We start from the raw sequence: 15,793 nt of genomic DNA on the forward strand, positions 1-15,793 counted from the left end.
CACCCTTATTCCGTAAAATAGGAAATAAGGGTGTTTTTATTACGTATATGTCGGGACTGAAACATCGTTTATCGCTACTCCCGAAGGCACGTCAACGATGCACAAGCCTCATTAATTTTGTTGTTTTCGTTTGGCAAGTTTTTCTTTAAGTTTGCGGTCTTGTTCTTCTTTACGTCGCTTGCGTTCTTCATTACGTTTACGTAAGCGTTCCTCTTCTTCTGGGTCACGTGGCTTTTCAAGTTGTTTTACCACTTTCTCCATCAGCTCTTCTTCTGTAAGTGCAGCCAGAGGACGATTATTAACAAAGGCAAAAGTTTTACGTCGACCTGGTCCGCAATAAGATTGACAGCCAACTTCTATTTCAGCGTCCGGATCAATTTTTTTCAATTTATTCGTGACACTTTTTAAATTAACCGCTTGGCAATCATCGCAGACCATGAATTTATTTTTCAACTATGCCACACCTTCCTTAAAATGATAACTCTACTTATTTTACTCTTTTTTATTATTTTTTCAAGGTGTTAGCAAGATAAAATAAACTCAAATTAAGTTAAACTTCTATTTATTCTTATTAAGACTTTAATCTTTTAGTGGTAAACTTTGTGTAATATCAATACCTAAAATTGGCGGCACTAAGAAATACACTGCTAAAATGATGACGACAATACTAAGTATGTTCATTACAAAACCTTTAATCGCCATTTCTTTAATTTGAATTTTACCTGTCCCAAATACAATGGCATTCGGCGGTGTACCCACTGGCAACATATATGCACAGTTCGCAGCCATTGCAGCAGGAACCATCAATAATAATGGATGCACGTTAATCGCAACAGATAACGTCGCAAGTATTGGCAAGATCATAGTCGCAGTTGCCGTATTTGATGTGATTTCAGTAAGGAATAAAATAAATACAGTAATAACGATTACAATAATAAGTGGGCTAACCCCATTCAACAATGTCAGTTGTTCTCCTAGCCATTTTGCTAAGCCACTGTCTTGAATCCCTTTTGCAAGTGCAAGGCCTCCACCAAATAAAATAAGGACGCCCCAAGGTAAGTCTTTCGCAACGTTCCAATCGATAATACGACGGTATTTATGTTTCGCCGGAATTAAGAAAAGTAAGACCGAAACAAACATCGCAATCGTCCCATCGGCTACAAATTCCGTCGGCCCCCATTTTGCAAGTAAAAATTCACGAGATACCCATAAAAAGCTGGCAAGTAAAAACACGGAAAATACTACTTTTTCTTCATATTTCACTTTGCCTAACGCATTTAACTTATCTTGAATGACTTTTTTGCCACCAGGTAATTCAGTCATATCATGTTTAAATGCAATGAATTTAAAGTAAAGCCATGCTAAAAACAGTAACAAGATTACCGCTGGAACCCCTACCATCATCCAACGTGCAAAACTGATTTCTTGACCAAAGTGCGCCGCATATTGGCCTTTTAAAATGATGAGTGGCGGTGTACCTATAAGTGTACCTAATCCTCCAATTGTTCCCGCATAACCGATACCAAGAATAAGCGAACGTTCAAATTTTGAAATGCTTGCATCGTTTGTATTATTTGTTTTCAACTCATGTACTTCTTTTACGATAGCCAATCCAATTGGAATCATAATCATTACAGCTGCAGTATTCGATACAAACATGGATAATCCACCTGTTGCAACCATAAATCCAAGTAAAATACGGCCTGTACTCGTGCCTATACCGTTAATAATTGTTAATGCAATACGTGTATGTAAATCCCATCGTTCCATAGCAACTGCCAAAATAAAACCACCTAAAAATAAATAGATAATGTCGTTCCCATATTGTGATGAAACTGTTGCACTATCCATCACCTTTCCTAAAGGTAATAAAATTAAAGGTAGCAAACTCGTTGCAGGTATCGGAATTGCCTCAGTAATCCACCATACTGCAATCCAAGCTGTAATCGCTAAAACATAAATGCCTTGAAATGCTAAGTTTTCAGGTTTGAAAAATAGGAGCGTTATAACGAACAAAAGCGGACCAAGGACTAGCCCTATCCACTGTGCTATAGAATACGATGGCTTATGTTCTTGTTTTGCTTTTGAAAAATAAGTTAAAAATTGAGACTGTTTAAACTCCATAATATCCCCTCCCCTAATACAACAAATGGTAGCGCTCTCAAAAGACTACATTTTAAATAGAATAGCACATTCATTCTCAAAAGAGTATATACATTTCAAAAAAACAACGTGCACTAGATGAATCTATTGCACGTCTGACTCAAAGTTTATTCTCAAGGCTAAGGCCTCAACAATCAATGGATTTCTATCCATCAATTCATTCTATTCTTTTACGTTTAGACTTAATGATTTGTACGGGTTTACGGATAAATGATTTAGAAAATTGATCAGAAAAGAGCAATCCAACTGCAATCGCGCCAGCAATTAATGTTGCACGCACAAAAATCCCACTTGCTTCATTAAAGTCTAACGTCAAAAGTTTTTGAGCGCCTTTGAAAAAGATACTTCCAGGAACAAGCGGAATAATTCCAGGCACCATAAATATAATGACTGGTGACTTCATAATACGCGCCATAATATGACTGAGCATTCCTAAAGTGAAGCTTCCTAGTAAACTCGCATAAATACTATCTATATTTAAAATCACTGTAGCAATATGGAAGATAATATAGCCGAAACCACCGCATAACCCTGCTGGGAAGAAAAGACGTTTTGGCGCATCATATACAAACGCAAAACAGAAGGCCGTTGAAAAACTAAATATAAACATCAATAATAGTGTCATCTCTTAACCTCCAATCAATAAAAACGCTGTCGTAATGCCTGCACCAATACCAAACGAGGTTACTATCGCTTCTAAAAATTTAGCCGTAAACATTAACATGTGTCGTTCGAACAAATCTTGTATCGCCGTCGTTATAAGAACCCCCGGAACGATAGGCATTACTGCCGCCGTAATAATCGCCCATAAATTAGGGCTTTCGAGCCATAAATTTAAAGACAACGCAACGAGTCCAATGACTAAAGCACCCGCCATATCTGGTATAAATAAGGTGAGCTGTTTGCTTTTCATATATTCTGTCACTACAAAACCAAGTGCACCAGCAAGCATAGCCGGAAGTAATTCTAGCCATCCGCCTCCTACAAGATATAAAAAGCTCATAGAAATCATTCCCGCAAACAACATTTTCTGCCAGAGTTTATAGCGTTGCGTATTTTTTTCTATATCTTTAAGCAATGCATAAGCTTCTTCATAAGACAATTCATTTTTAGCAATTTGACGGGATACTTGATTGACTAAAAAGATTTTTCGCAAGTTCGTATCACTTTTATTAATTTTAACCATGCGTGTTTCATGATCCGGTGACAACGAAAAATTGATATAAATATTAAGCGCATAGCCTTGAACTTCATGGAAGCCATAACTTGCGGCGATACGTACCATAGTATCTTCAATACGGTTCGCTTCAGCACCAGATTCAAGTAAAATACGTCCTGCAAGAATGCTCATATTGGCAACTTCTCTATCGGTAGGAAATGTATTCGACACGTTGTGACCTTCTTTCTATTTTGAATGTGTAGCAGTATTCTTTTTTACCGTTAACCAATATAGCGGAGCACCAGCGAGTAGACCTATTACCGCAATACCAGCTCCTAATGGATCAGAGATTAAAGTATTCACGACAATAAACAACCCACCGAGAAGTGCTAAAATAGGTAAAATCGGATAAAGCGGCACAGAGAAAGCGCGTTGCCTCCCCTTATTCTGATGGCGTAGTATGAACAACCCTACAAAAGCCGCCATATAAAAGAAATAAATGACAAATATCGTAATTTCAGATAAATAATCCGCATCAAAAATAGATGGGAATAAAATACTTAATGTCAAAATAAGCACTGTTAATACGGTCATTACCGCATGTGCACCTATCGGCGTTTCAAAACGACGACTGATGTACTTTACCCATTTTGCTCCTGGTAACAAGTGATCTTGGGCCATCGCAAATGGAATACGCGGAAAAGTCATCAATTTTCCATTTAACGTTCCAATAATAGAGACAATCAGTCCGATGTTTACAATTTTAGCGCCTATACCGCCAAAAAGTACCGTAGCCGCTTCAGCACTAACGCCGTTGCCATAATTCAAAATATCTGTTGCAGGTAAGATTTTGAACACTGCCACGTTAATTAAGACATAAACAAGCGTCACCGTCACAATCCCTATCAACATCGCAAGTGGTAAATGTTTTTGTGGATGCTTCATCTCACCGGACATTGTTGTCAACATAATCCATCCATCGTAAGCAAAAAGTGTCGCTAAAACTGCGCGTCCAAAATTAACTGTGCCGTCTTTATTTAAAACGAGTTGCGTCACGTCATGACCAAAAATCCCCGACTGGCCATAAATGAGTCCAAATACTACAATCGCAAAAATAGGGATGAGTTTAGCTAAAGTCGTAATATTTTGTACTGTATTCGCATAATACGTTCCGATTACATTCATCGTAAGTAAAAACAGAAAAATGCCGGCACCAATAGGAATAATCCAAAATTGTGAAAGTGCAAAAAAGTTAGTTACCAATATTCCTAAAAATAAAATAAGCGAAACAATAATAGCTGGTCCATACAATACTGTTAAAGTATATCCCGTTAAAAAGCCCCAAAATGAACCATAAATATCTTTAATATAAGCGTACAAACCACCTGTACGTGTAATCTGCGCTCCCACTTCGGCAATGGTTAACCCTGAAGCAAGTGTCAATACGCCTCCAACAATCCAAGCCCATAATGCCATATTGCTTGTCCCAGCATACTCTAAAACTGAACTTGGTTTGACAAACACCCCAGAACCGATGATTGTCCCTACAATAATGGTCACTGCTGTAAATAAACCTATCGTTGGTTTTAATGTTTGTTTATCCGAATGCATCTGATTGACCTCCCCTTTTCATTCTTAACGATACAACTATAACATGAAACTTACTTTGTCACGGTAGAGAATTCAATTTTTTATAAAAAGTCCCCAACCTTTACAGAGGTATGTATTGCTTACTCACTTAAAATATCGAGAACATGACACCTATATTTTAGGAAATCGATGACGTCATCCATCGTCACTCCTTTGTAGGTATAATCATCAAATTTTCCGTATAGCATATCAAGCTTCCACGTTATATAGATTTACTCTCCCTTTAAATTCCACCTATAAAATAAAGACCAGAACATTTCTAATGTTCCGGCCTTTGTTTCCTTAAGTAAAAACAAGTCAGCAATATTTAAATTTCAAAAAAAGATTGGAATGTGTCCGTGTCTAAACGATGACCTACAAAGAAGCTACCAAATTCACCGTATCTCGCTGTTGTTTCGTCAAAACGCATTTCGTATACTATTTTCTTAAATTGAAGGACATCTTCCGCAAAAAGCGTTACACCCCATTCATAATCATCAAAGCCAACTGAACCCGTAATAAATTGTTTGATTTTGCCAGCATATTTACGACCAATCATACCGTGATCATACATTAACTTTTTGCGTTCTTCCATTGTAAGCATATACCAGTTGTATGTTTCATTGCGACGCTTATTCATAGGATAGAAACAAATATACTCTGTTGACGGTAGTTCGGGATATAGGCGTGCTTTTATGTGCGGGTTTTCATATGGGTCTTCGTCAGATTGGCCTGCAAGATAATTACTCAACTCCACGACTGACACGTATGAATATGTTGGAATGAGATGATCTGCAATGGCTAACTTATTCAATTCATTTTCAATTTGCGTTAATGTTTTCATTTCAGGTCGTAAAAACCATAATAGTAAATCTGCTTTTTGACCTGTCACATTATACACAACATGATCGCCTTGACCTTGTGCCTTTGCCTCTTTTAATTCTGCTAATTTATTTTCAAGTTCTGTCACCATCGTTTGACGCTCAAGTTCTGAAACAAGACGCCATGATGCCCAGTCTACGGCATAAAACAAATGCAAACTGTACCATCCATCTAAAGTCTCTGCTGCATGACTCATTAATGAACACTCCTTTAGTTTAATATGTATGACTTAAATTTTATCACACTCCTTCACGAAGTCCGAACTAAACGATTGGTAACAATTTATGAACAATCTGACACTTTTTAACGTATCATTCGAATTAAAAACGGACTCTTGGAAAAGTCCATATAAGTGTCGTATAATTACAATGGAATTTCATGTTGAAAGGAAAGTAGAGGAGGACAATTATGTCTAGTTTATTAGATGTTTTAAAAGGAAAATTATCAGGACAAAACGTGCGCATCGTATTACCAGAAGGCGAAGATGAGCGCGTATTATCCGCAGCAGTTGAATTACAAAAATCTGACTACGTATCCCCTATCGTATTAGGTAATCAAGCAAAGATCGAAGCACTTGCCAATGACAAAGGCTTATCTATTGATGCGCTTGAAATTATTCAACCGGATACAAGCGATTTAAAGGCAGAACTTGTTGCGAAATTTGTAGAACGTCGTAAAGGTAAAGCGACAGAAGCGCAAGCAGAAGAACTTTTAAATAATGTAAACTATTTCGGTACAATGCTCGTTTATGTTGGAAAAGCAGACGGTTTAGTAAGTGGCGCAGCACACTCTACTGCAGATACTGTACGTCCAGCATTACAAATCATCAAAACAAAACCAGGTGTTTCTAAAACATCAGGTATTTTCTTCATGATTAAAGAAGATCAACAATATATTTTTGGTGACTGTGCCATCAACCCTGAATTAGGTGCGTCAGACCTAGCGGAAATCGCTGTAGAAAGTGCGAAATCTGCACAAAGCTTTGGCATGGACCCACGCGTTGCAATGCTTAGCTTCTCTACGAAAGGCTCAGCAAAATCAGATGATACTGAAAAAGTATCAGAAGCAGTTCAACTGGCACAACAAAAAATTGAATCTGAAAACTTATCAAATGTTGTCATTGATGGTGAATTCCAATTTGACGCAGCTATCGTTCCTGAAGTTGCTAAGAAAAAAGCACCGGGTGCTAAAATTCAAGGAGATGCAAATGTCTTCATTTTCCCTAGCTTAGAAGCAGGTAATATTGGTTACAAAATCGCACAACGCCTCGGTGGCTTCGATGCGGTTGGCCCAGTATTACAAGGCTTAAACTCACCAGTGAATGACCTATCACGCGGTTGTTCAAGCGAAGACGTTTATAACTTATCTATTATTACAGCAGCTCAAAGTTTACAATAATGGATTTACGTTCAAAATATTTTAAAGATATCGCTTGGCGATACGTTGATCATGCAACTGGTTTAGAACCGATGCAATCCTTTGCATTTGATGATACGTTCTCTGAAAGTGTAGGTAAAGATGCCTCACCAAATGTCGTTAGAACATGGATTCATCAACATACGATTATATTAGGTATTCACGATTCACGATTACCTTTTTTAAAAGATGGCATTCAATTTCTCACAGATATAAAAGGTTACAATGCAATTGTTCGCAATTCTGGCGGGCTTGGTGTCGTTTTAGATCAAGGCATTTTGAATATTTCACTAATGTTTAAAGGTAAAACTGAAACTAGCATTGATGAAGCCTTTTCTGTGATGTACCTTCTTATTTGTAAAATGTTTGAAGATGAAGCGGCAACGATTGACACATTTGAAATTACGCATTCTTATTGCCCGGGAAAATTCGACTTAAGCATTAATAACCAAAAATTTGCAGGTATTTCTCAACGTCGTGTACGTGGAGGAATTGCTGTTCAAATTTATTTATGCGTGGAAGGTTCTGGCAGTGAACGTGCACAACTCATGAAAGATTTTTATGCCCATGCCTTAAAAGGTGAAAAGACAAAATTTTCATATCCAGATATTTATCCGAGCCATATGGCTTCACTTCAAGAATTATTCAACTCAGACATACGTGTCCAAGATGTAATGTTCAAACTACTTTATGCTATCAAAGATTTAGGCGGCCAATTGAACATGGACCCTATCACTTCAGAAGAGTGGTCACGTTATGAACATTATTATGCACGCATGTTAGAGCGCAATGCGAAAATGAATGAACGCTTAAATTAAATACGCAAAAGACCAGAGACATACTGCCTCTGGTCTTTTTTTACGCTAATTAATACTATGTTCTATGCTGCTTATTCATTCGACATATAATGTGATTTTCCTTTTAAGAAAAAGCTTAATACAAATGCTAGAAAACTTAATGCCGTAGCTACCCAAAACGCACTGTTTACACCATCTACGGAGGCAAGTTGATTAACAAATTTTATAATACTACTTAATGCTTGCTCTTTTCCACCCATTTGTTGCGCCATCATTTGAACTTGATCTTTTATAAAAGGATTCGTTTTATCTAAATCTTGTTGAAATGTTGCAAGATGTGATTCAGTTTGTTGTGTCATTACCGTTACTAATATGGCCGTTCCTATCGATCCTGCAAGTTGACGCATCGTGTTAATTAAAGCATTTCCGTGAGAAATTAATCTTGAAGGAAGTGCGTTCATTCCTGCAGTCATAATCGGCATCATTATAAAGCTCATACCAAAAGAACGAATAATGTAAATCATGAGAATAGAAGAATATGGTGTCGTCATCGTTAATTGTGTCAATTCCCATGTGCCGTATGTCGTTATTGCAAGTCCGAAAATCGCTAACGGCTTAATGCCAATGGTATCTAACAATTTACCTGCTATAGGGCCCATAAAGCCCATAATGATTGCTCCGGGCAATAATAGTAAACCTGAATCTAAAGCTGAGAAGCCTCTTAAGCTTTGAAGATATAACGGTAATAAAATCATACCTCCAAATAAACTCATCGTAACAATCATATTGATTACGGCAGTTAATGTATAACCAGAGTACTTTAATACGCTAAAATCAAGCATAGGCGCTTTCATAGTCATTTCACGAATAACAAACGCTAGCGTAAACGTACAACCAATAACAAACATCACTACAATTTCAGGGGAACCCCAACCTTTATTACCCGCTTCACTAAAGCCATATAATAAAGAACCAAAACCTAACGTACTAAAAATAATACCCGGTACATCCGCACGTGGATTTGTTATGTTTTGGTAAATTCCAAACCAAACGTAAGAAATGATAAATGAAATCAAGCCTACGGCAAACATACCATAAAACATCACGTGCCAATTGAAGTGCTCTACAATGTAACCTGATAACGTCGGTCCGATAGCCGGGGCTAAAATCATCGCGACACCTAAAATCCCCATTGCCATTCCTCGTTTTTGAGGGGGAAATATCGTCATAAAAACATTTGTACCTAAAGGCATTAATACACCTGCACCCATAGCTTGAAGTACACGTCCGGTCATCATTACCGGGAAGTTCCAAGCGATCGCACATACCAATGAACCAACAGTAAATATTGTCATTGCTACGAGAAAAAGGCTACGATAAGAAAACTTATGAAATAAGTAGGCACTTACAGGAATTAAAATACCATTCACTAACATAAACCCTGTCATTAACCATTGACCCGTTGAAGGTGAAATATTAAAGTCTGTATTAATCACAGGTAACGCTGTATTTAATAATGTTTGGTTTAAAATGGTGATGAACATTCCGAATACCATCGCCACTAAAATTTTATTTCGTGTAATCCCCTTTTTAAACACATAATCTTGTGACCCTTCTTTGGTTTGCTCATGTATCGGACGGTCATCCCTATCTTCATTTGCATGTTCATCGTCTAAACGAAATTGATAAGACGTTTCATGCTTCTCCTTTTCAGATTGTGATTCTGTGTTATTTCGGTCTGTTTTTTCAAATTTCTGCGAGACTTCATGGTGTTTTTTACGCTTGATAATAACAAAGTTTAAACAAACAATCACAATAAGGGCAACAATGACATATAACGTAACGAACATCTTTTGTCCTCCCTTAAATTAGTTTTTGTGAATGCTTACTTCCGCGTTCATACCTGGTACGATCCCTTTTGAAGGGGCATTGTCCAATTTAATTTTCACAGGTACCACTTGTGTAACTTTTGTATAATTGCCATCACTGTTAGAAGAAGGCATCAATGAAAAGCTAGAAGCTGTTGCATTACCAATTTGGTCTACATGTCCTTTAATTTGAGATGTTTCTCCATCGATGGATACGTCTACGGTTTGGTCTTTATCTACATCTTTGATATCTGTCTCATCGATATTCGCTGTAATGTATAAATCATCCATATTGTAAGCATAAGCCATTGGTTGCCCTGCTTGAGCCATTCCTTTTTCTTGACCATCTAATTTTGCGATAGTACCGTCATGTGGCATTTTTATTTCCATTGTTTGAGGTTGTCCATCTTGACCTTGTCCACGAACTTCAGCAATTGTTTCTCCTTCTTTAAACTTGTCCCCTTCTTTAGCATTTAATTTCGTAATTTCGCCAGAAACAGGACTAGAAATTTTCATTTGTTCACTGTCTACTTTTGCATTATCTGTTTTAATATAATTCACAGATTGATTATAAAAATGAAAAGCTACCGCTCCTATAATTACGAGCAATAGTATGGTAACAATATTAATTGTAATGATTTTTTTCATGTTACAAACTCCTCCATTAAAAAATTGACAATCAGTATTATATAACCTTTTAACGGAGCTTGAACACAGACAATCTTTTCAAATGTGTCGGATAAGAAAATATATTATAATACTATTTGGTGATGATAATGAATAGAGGGACTGCAAGACTAGAAATTATTAAAGCAATGGTCGCACTATTAGAAGTTGAAAAATTTGACCATATTACAATTAAGCAGATTTGTGCAGAAAGCGGCGTGCATCGCTCTACATTTTATGCACACTTTGAAGATAAGTATCAATTGATGGAAACGATTAAATCATATCATATGAAAAAATACCATCAACTCATGCGGTACACTAAAAACATCATAGAAACCTATCCATTAGCAGAGGCAAAGCACCGATTAATTCAAGCCTTTCGCCTGTTATTTAAATATATGTACCGCTTCAAAAGTTATTTTACAGCGCTCGTGTTAACACAAACACAGTTTGATTTAATCCGTGATTATATTCAATTTACAAAAGAGGGGTATTCTTCCATACTCGAAGTTCTCCCGCCAATGCAAGATTCAAAGTATTTTATTGATTATACTATAGGCGGACAACTCGCAATTATTTATTCTTGGCTTTCTAGAGGATGTCAAGAAGATAGTAAAACAATGGCGCAAATCCTGTTTAACAATGTCATAAAGGTCAATCGCTAATAACCAAGATATAAGACAATGTGTGAACAGTCAGATTCTTCATTTATAAAGGTTCTTCATTTTGAATTTTAAGGGGGTATTTTAAAGATTAAAAAGTAAATTATATAGTTTTTACCTAAAACTTATATAAGCTCTTAAAACGTAATTATGAGCCAAATAAATATATGCTAATTTCATAATCAAAAATTTGAGCAAAAACCAGTGACTATTTTTTAGACACTGCCCATTTACATGCAAATTTAAGAATTAGCACAAAAACTGGGTAACCATGCCGGTTGAACGCTATAGTTCCCACAGGGGCAAAAATACAAAAAAAAGCGTTAGCTTTTTTAGCTAACGTTTCAAATCTTTTAAGTAATAATTTTGTTTTTCAAAATTCCAAATTGCCATCTTCGGCATCGTCTGAATTTAAGATCTTATGTTTTTGTTTAAGCAATCCGATGGTTTAGCCAAGTATTTTGAAGTTTCTTTATCGCCTTTTTATTTGGTTTGATTACTTTAGTTTTTGCAACAAGTCGATAACTAACTTGTAATGCTTTTTTGCCATAAATCAACCCATTCTTATTGAGTTATATAATTATTTTAATACGTTAATCAAAACTCCGAAAGATATGACAATAAAAATTACTATGTAGATGATAGATAAAATAATAACGATTTTTTGCGAAGACCTTTTTTTCTTACTATTTATAATTAAATTAATCCTCTCTTTTTTTGAGCTTTAAAATAGTAAGTGTTAAAAAAGTTGTTACATAAGCTACATTTATTATAAGAAAAAGTAACATTTCTGAAAAAGTAAAGCTCACCAAAGACCTAGACCTTACACCAACCGCAATTTGAGAATATGGAAATATTGTAAAAATAAACTCACTAATAAACAGTGTTAAAAGTCCTAATATGCCTCCAACAGTAGATATTAAAATTGAAAAAGTGAAATTTCTAGTGGAAACTGACAGGTATAATTGTATAGCAATAATAGATGCCGTACCTATCCAACCTATAAAGTCCCAATATATAAATTTAAATAATTCTCCCAAGGTCACATCTACTATTGAAGCAGAAATACAAAATAATACCAGAAATATAATTTGATTTAATAAAGTAAGTACAAGAAGCGTTGAAAATTTAGATATAACTATCTTACTTTCCTTTAAAGGTATGGTCTTCATTCTCATCCAATTATTATTAGATTCTTCGAACTGCCAACTTATTGAACATAAAACACCGATCAATATAGGAAAGAAAAGTTGTGAATTATACAATGTTTCTTGTCCCCATAATATTAAATCTCGATTATTTGAATTGGGAAAAGCGCTTTGATTAAAGTAAAATATCATACTGCCTATAGATACACTTAATACATTAAAAACTAATAAGAATATTAATATGTAATTATTTTTTAATTTTCGTAATTCTATACGTAATAAAGAAATCAAGTTAAATCCCTCCGTTTTATTAAGGATTTAATAACAATAAATAGAATTATTATTATTAGAATAGAAATAAAAATGTAAATAAAATAATAGTCGTTATTAGAATATTCAAACCCTTTATGCACCATTTTTTTGTGCACTGGATTTAATAATGAATAATATTGCCAAGGTAAAAATATTTTAATATATGAGGGCAACATTCCTCCGGTTACTAGTCCTAAAAAACTTCCTACTAATGCTGATACAATACTGATTGATTGTTTTTCAAAAAAGAAAGAAAGTGCCATATGAATTAATATTAAAAAAAGACTAGTAATTATAAAACTTAGCATGAATTTTGAAATAACACCTATTTCCAAACTAACATCATTCAAATTAGCAATTAATAAGATAGTTATTAATTGTATTATACTAATTACAAATATAATAATAAGCGAAGCATTAATTTTACTAGTAAACAAATTGAAAACACTTTGTCTACTGGTATTTAATAACTGGAAGGTTCTCCCTTTGTGTTCTATGTCTACTAATCTTGAACATAAAATTCCTATTAATATCGGACAAATCATACTATCAATAGTGAGAATATTAGAAGTAAGCATATATATACCATATTTTTTATCTGTAATATTTAACTCTTTAATAGAGATACCACTAAACCACAATATACCGACAAAAGTAATCAGAAGTATTGGCATAATAAATTTTCTTCTTCGCATTTTGAAAAACTCTAAATTTATAGCTTTCAACATTTATAAAAATTCCTTTCCATCATTAGTTATTTCTATAAATTTTTCTTCTAGACTTTTCTGAACTGATTGTACTTGATAAACTTCAAACTGGTTATTAACTAATAACCTAACTGCTGTAGATATATCTTTTTGGTTCGCCTCTAGTAGAAGTGGTTTTTCATTATTTTCTAACATATATCCTTTTGCTTTCAGTAAGTCGATACATTTCTTGTTATTATTAGTATTTATCAATATTTTGTTTTGTTCTTCTAACTCTGTTAATTTTCCTTCAAATAAAAGTTTTCCTCTGTTGATAATACCTACTGTATTAGCCATGTGTTCAATTTCAGATAATAAATGACTAGATATAAGTACAGTCATCCCATAATTTTTTGGGAAGGATTTTATTAATTCTCTAATCTCTTGTATGCCAGAAGGATCTAAGCCATTGGTAGGTTCATCTAATATTAATAATTTAGGGAATTTTACTATAGCTAAAGCAATACCTAACCTTTGCTTCATACCTAATGAATAGTTTTTGACTAATTTATCTTTGTGTTCAGTTAAACGTACGATTTTCAGGGCCTCTTTAACATTTTTTGAAGGTAAATCTAGTAGTTTTTGAATAACCTGCAAATTTTCTAGTCCGGTTAAATTTTTATAGTATGAAGGCTCTTCAATTAATGCTCCAACATGCGTTAATATTTCATCTCTATTTTTTGAAATATCTTGGTTGAATATTTTAATAGTACCTTTAGTGGGTTGCATAAGACCTAATAGCATTTTCATTGTAGTACTTTTACCAGCACCATTTGGTCCTAAAAATCCATATATTTCTTTTGAACCAATATTTAGTGATAAATCATCTACTGAATAACTATCGGAAAACTTTTTTGTTAGATTTTGCGTTTGCACAATATTGTTAGTCATAATTGAATCTCCTTAATTATTAGTATTCACAGTATCTAAAAATCTTCTATAATTTTTATTATTTTTAAGTAAGTCATTATGGGCATCCAAGAAAACACTTTCATTTTCGATAAACATTACTCTATCAACATATGGCAAAACGTCTAAATGGCGACTTACAATTACTATAGTTTTATCACTATATTGATTATTTTTCAAAATATTTTTATATATATTTATATGGTTGTAATTATCCAAACTACTAAATGCTTCATCCCAAAAAATCAATTTTTTATTAAATAAAGATTTAGCAATTAATAATCTTTGAATCTGACCACCAGATAGGTTTTTTCCGTTTTGAAATACGCTAGAATATATTTTATTAGGCAAAGAGTCTATCAAGTTTATAATGTTTACATCGTATAATATTTGGTTCAGTTGTTTCATGTTTCCAGTATTTCCTTCATCTACTAAATTATTATAAAAGGAACACATGCTCACTTATGTTCGCATGTGTACTGAACACGTATATCATTGCATTCAAACGTGTTCATGCAGAGGTAAGGCGCCTGGGAAAGCGAGACTCAATGTAGCAATCGAAAGTTTGCGACTTAATTATTATAGATACATAACCACCATATAAAGTGTACAGCCTTTTTAAAATGTCAATAGGCCTGACTCTATTAAAATAGTCGCTACGCTATCTTAATGAGCCAGGCCCTTTTATTGGAGAACTTTTTGAAAATGAAAAACACAAAATGATATGTATTAACTGTGCATATCTTTTGCTTAAATATAATGTACCATGTTTTCTGAAATTTTGGGATAGAAATATTGCATTTTTATTAATTTTTTATTAACCTTTTACGCAATTGGCATAAAAAGTTCCTATTTTAGCGCTTTTTAAAATCTTTCTTCAACAATTCATAATGATACATCGTTACATACTGTCCACGACGATATACTTCATCGCGCGCTTCTCCCATAAATCTAAATCCCGCTTTTTCTGCTACCCGTTGACTCGCGCTATTTTCCTTTTGAGCACAAATCTCAAGTCGATTCAATAACAAATCATTAAATGCAATATCACAAAGGAATTTTACCGTCTTAGTCGCCACACCTTGACCTGTTGCATGCTGGCTAAGCCAATAGCCAATTTTTCCTGTGCCATGCGCGACGTTAATGTTATGTATATCAATACTTCCAATCAGTTGATTTTGATCATAAATCAATTAGAATCGGGCTTTATTTTCACTTTCTAACATCATTGTATCTTTAATATGTTTCGCTTCATCGTCAGGTGATTTCACATCATCTACCCAATCAAGAAACTCACGTAAATACGCTGCTTCACGTTGTACAACTTCAAATATGACGTTCGCATGTGTATGTTCCAACTTTACTAAACTATATCGCTCATCGATTGGCGATTTAAAATAGTACATGTAATCACCTCTAGAAGATAAATTACT

The 15,793-nt window shown here is 34.5% G+C and carries 17 protein-coding genes and 1 pseudogene; 3 read left to right on the plus strand and 15 right to left on the minus strand.

Going from position 1 to position 15,793, the window contains the following annotated elements; translation table 11 throughout:
* Window positions 1-111: 111 nt before the first annotated feature.
* The 6 genes from LN051_RS09945 to hemQ form a co-directional block, all read right to left on the minus strand.
* Complete coding sequence (locus LN051_RS09945) at window positions 112-453, minus strand: YuzB family protein (protein ID WP_229292374.1); 342 nt, start codon at window positions 451-453, stop codon at window positions 112-114.
* Between the two features lie 126 nt (window positions 454-579).
* Window positions 580-2,124 (minus strand): SLC13 family permease, encoded by a 1,545-nt coding sequence (locus LN051_RS09950; protein ID WP_229292375.1) that lies wholly within the window; start codon window positions 2,122-2,124, stop codon window positions 580-582.
* A 196-nt stretch (window positions 2,125-2,320) separates the two neighbouring features.
* Entirely contained in the window at window positions 2,321-2,788 is a 468-nt protein-coding gene (locus LN051_RS09955; RefSeq protein WP_229292376.1) for a threonine/serine exporter family protein, read from the minus strand.
* A 3-nt stretch (window positions 2,789-2,791) separates the two neighbouring features.
* On the minus strand, window positions 2,792-3,514 hold the full coding sequence (locus LN051_RS09960) for a threonine/serine exporter family protein (protein WP_229293671.1): 723 nt from the start codon (window positions 3,512-3,514) through the stop codon (window positions 2,792-2,794).
* Window positions 3,515-3,568: 54 nt separating this feature from the next.
* Complete coding sequence (locus LN051_RS09965; protein WP_229292377.1) at window positions 3,569-4,933, minus strand: APC family permease; 1,365 nt, start codon at window positions 4,931-4,933, stop codon at window positions 3,569-3,571.
* Between the two features lie 346 nt (window positions 4,934-5,279).
* Window positions 5,280-6,029, minus strand: a complete 750-nt coding sequence (gene hemQ / locus LN051_RS09970) for a hydrogen peroxide-dependent heme synthase (RefSeq protein ID WP_229292378.1) — start codon at window positions 6,027-6,029, stop codon at window positions 5,280-5,282.
* A 212-nt stretch (window positions 6,030-6,241) separates the two neighbouring features.
* Here hemQ and pta point away from each other — a divergent pair, with 212 nt between their 5' ends.
* Entirely contained in the window at window positions 6,242-7,231 is a 990-nt protein-coding gene (pta, locus tag LN051_RS09975) for a phosphate acetyltransferase (RefSeq protein WP_229292379.1), read from the plus strand.
* Window positions 7,231-8,067 carry a lipoate--protein ligase family protein gene (locus LN051_RS09980; protein WP_229292380.1) on the plus strand — a complete coding sequence of 279 codons (837 nt, stop codon included), beginning with the start codon at window positions 7,231-7,233 and terminating at the stop codon, window positions 8,065-8,067. The genes pta and LN051_RS09980 overlap by 1 nt, the downstream gene beginning before the upstream one ends.
* 71 nt (window positions 8,068-8,138) lie before the next feature.
* Here LN051_RS09980 and LN051_RS09985 read toward each other — a convergent pair whose 3' ends face one another.
* Window positions 8,139-9,896 carry a DHA2 family efflux MFS transporter permease subunit gene (locus LN051_RS09985; protein WP_229292381.1) on the minus strand — a complete coding sequence of 586 codons (1,758 nt, stop codon included), beginning with the start codon at window positions 9,894-9,896 and terminating at the stop codon, window positions 8,139-8,141.
* 18 nt (window positions 9,897-9,914) lie between these two features.
* Window positions 9,915-10,562, minus strand: a complete 648-nt coding sequence (locus LN051_RS09990; RefSeq protein ID WP_229292382.1) for an HlyD family secretion protein — start codon at window positions 10,560-10,562, stop codon at window positions 9,915-9,917.
* A gap of 122 nt (window positions 10,563-10,684) precedes the next feature.
* Between LN051_RS09990 and LN051_RS09995 the strand changes: the two genes are divergently transcribed.
* A complete protein-coding gene (locus LN051_RS09995; protein WP_229293672.1) occupies window positions 10,685-11,248 on the plus strand; it encodes a TetR/AcrR family transcriptional regulator in 564 nt (187 codons plus the stop codon).
* A 333-nt stretch (window positions 11,249-11,581) separates the two neighbouring features.
* On the opposite strand, the pseudogene LN051_RS10000 reads toward LN051_RS09995, so the two are convergent.
* The 7 genes and pseudogenes from LN051_RS10000 to LN051_RS10030 form a co-directional block, all read right to left on the minus strand.
* Window positions 11,582-11,827 (minus strand): annotated as a pseudogene (locus tag LN051_RS10000) (protein rep); the annotation flags it as partial.
* Window positions 11,828-11,946: 119 nt separating this feature from the next.
* Window positions 11,947-12,684, minus strand: a complete 738-nt coding sequence (locus tag LN051_RS10005) for an ABC transporter permease (protein WP_229292383.1) — start codon at window positions 12,682-12,684, stop codon at window positions 11,947-11,949.
* On the minus strand, window positions 12,681-13,433 hold the full coding sequence (locus LN051_RS10010; protein ID WP_229292384.1) for an ABC transporter permease: 753 nt from the start codon (window positions 13,431-13,433) through the stop codon (window positions 12,681-12,683). Before LN051_RS10010 ends, LN051_RS10005 begins: the two co-directional genes overlap by 4 nt.
* Window positions 13,434-14,342, minus strand: coding sequence for an ABC transporter ATP-binding protein (locus LN051_RS10015; RefSeq protein WP_229292385.1), 909 nt, complete (start codon window positions 14,340-14,342; stop codon window positions 13,434-13,436). It abuts the gene before it with no gap.
* A gap of 12 nt (window positions 14,343-14,354) precedes the next feature.
* Window positions 14,355-14,768: a hypothetical protein gene (locus LN051_RS10020; RefSeq protein WP_229292386.1), complete on the minus strand. Its 414-nt coding sequence runs from the start codon at window positions 14,766-14,768 to the stop codon at window positions 14,355-14,357.
* A gap of 446 nt (window positions 14,769-15,214) precedes the next feature.
* Window positions 15,215-15,553 (minus strand): GNAT family N-acetyltransferase, encoded by a 339-nt coding sequence (locus LN051_RS10025; RefSeq protein ID WP_229292387.1) that lies wholly within the window; start codon window positions 15,551-15,553, stop codon window positions 15,215-15,217.
* Window positions 15,554-15,766 carry a GNAT family protein gene (locus LN051_RS10030; protein ID WP_229292388.1) on the minus strand — a complete coding sequence of 71 codons (213 nt, stop codon included), beginning with the start codon at window positions 15,764-15,766 and terminating at the stop codon, window positions 15,554-15,556.
* Window positions 15,767-15,793 lie beyond the last annotated feature (27 nt).

Source organism: Staphylococcus ratti, from assembly GCF_020883535.1.
Classification (GTDB): Bacteria; Bacillota; Bacilli; order Staphylococcales; family Staphylococcaceae; genus Staphylococcus; species Staphylococcus ratti.

Excerpts from the sequence above, each read along its gene's own strand:
- LN051_RS09950 (WP_229292375.1), bottom strand. The coding sequence starts at position 2,124 with ATGGAGTTTAAACAGTCTCAATTTTTAACTTATTTTTCAAAAGCAAAA.
- LN051_RS09980 (WP_229292380.1), top strand. The coding sequence starts at position 7,231 with ATGGATTTACGTTCAAAATATTTTAAAGATATCGCTTGGCGATACGTT.
- LN051_RS09955 (WP_229292376.1), bottom strand. The coding sequence starts at position 2,788 with ATGACACTATTATTGATGTTTATATTTAGTTTTTCAACGGCCTTCTGT.
- LN051_RS09960 (WP_229293671.1), bottom strand. The coding sequence starts at position 3,514 with ATGAGCATTCTTGCAGGACGTATTTTACTTGAATCTGGTGCTGAAGCG.
- LN051_RS10015 (WP_229292385.1), bottom strand. The coding sequence starts at position 14,342 with ATGACTAACAATATTGTGCAAACGCAAAATCTAACAAAAAAGTTTTCC.
- LN051_RS10030 (WP_229292388.1), bottom strand. The coding sequence starts at position 15,766 with ATGTACTATTTTAAATCGCCAATCGATGAGCGATATAGTTTAGTAAAG.
- LN051_RS09990 (WP_229292382.1), bottom strand. The coding sequence starts at position 10,562 with ATGAAAAAAATCATTACAATTAATATTGTTACCATACTATTGCTCGTA.
- LN051_RS09965 (WP_229292377.1), bottom strand. The coding sequence starts at position 4,933 with ATGCATTCGGATAAACAAACATTAAAACCAACGATAGGTTTATTTACA.
- LN051_RS10010 (WP_229292384.1), bottom strand. The coding sequence starts at position 13,433 with ATGTTGAAAGCTATAAATTTAGAGTTTTTCAAAATGCGAAGAAGAAAA.
- pta (WP_229292379.1), top strand. The coding sequence starts at position 6,242 with ATGTCTAGTTTATTAGATGTTTTAAAAGGAAAATTATCAGGACAAAAC.
- LN051_RS09995 (WP_229293672.1), top strand. The coding sequence starts at position 10,685 with ATGATAATGAATAGAGGGACTGCAAGACTAGAAATTATTAAAGCAATG.
- LN051_RS09985 (WP_229292381.1), bottom strand. The coding sequence starts at position 9,896 with ATGTTCGTTACGTTATATGTCATTGTTGCCCTTATTGTGATTGTTTGT.
- hemQ (WP_229292378.1), bottom strand. The coding sequence starts at position 6,029 with ATGAGTCATGCAGCAGAGACTTTAGATGGATGGTACAGTTTGCATTTG.
- LN051_RS10020 (WP_229292386.1), bottom strand. The coding sequence starts at position 14,768 with ATGAAACAACTGAACCAAATATTATACGATGTAAACATTATAAACTTG.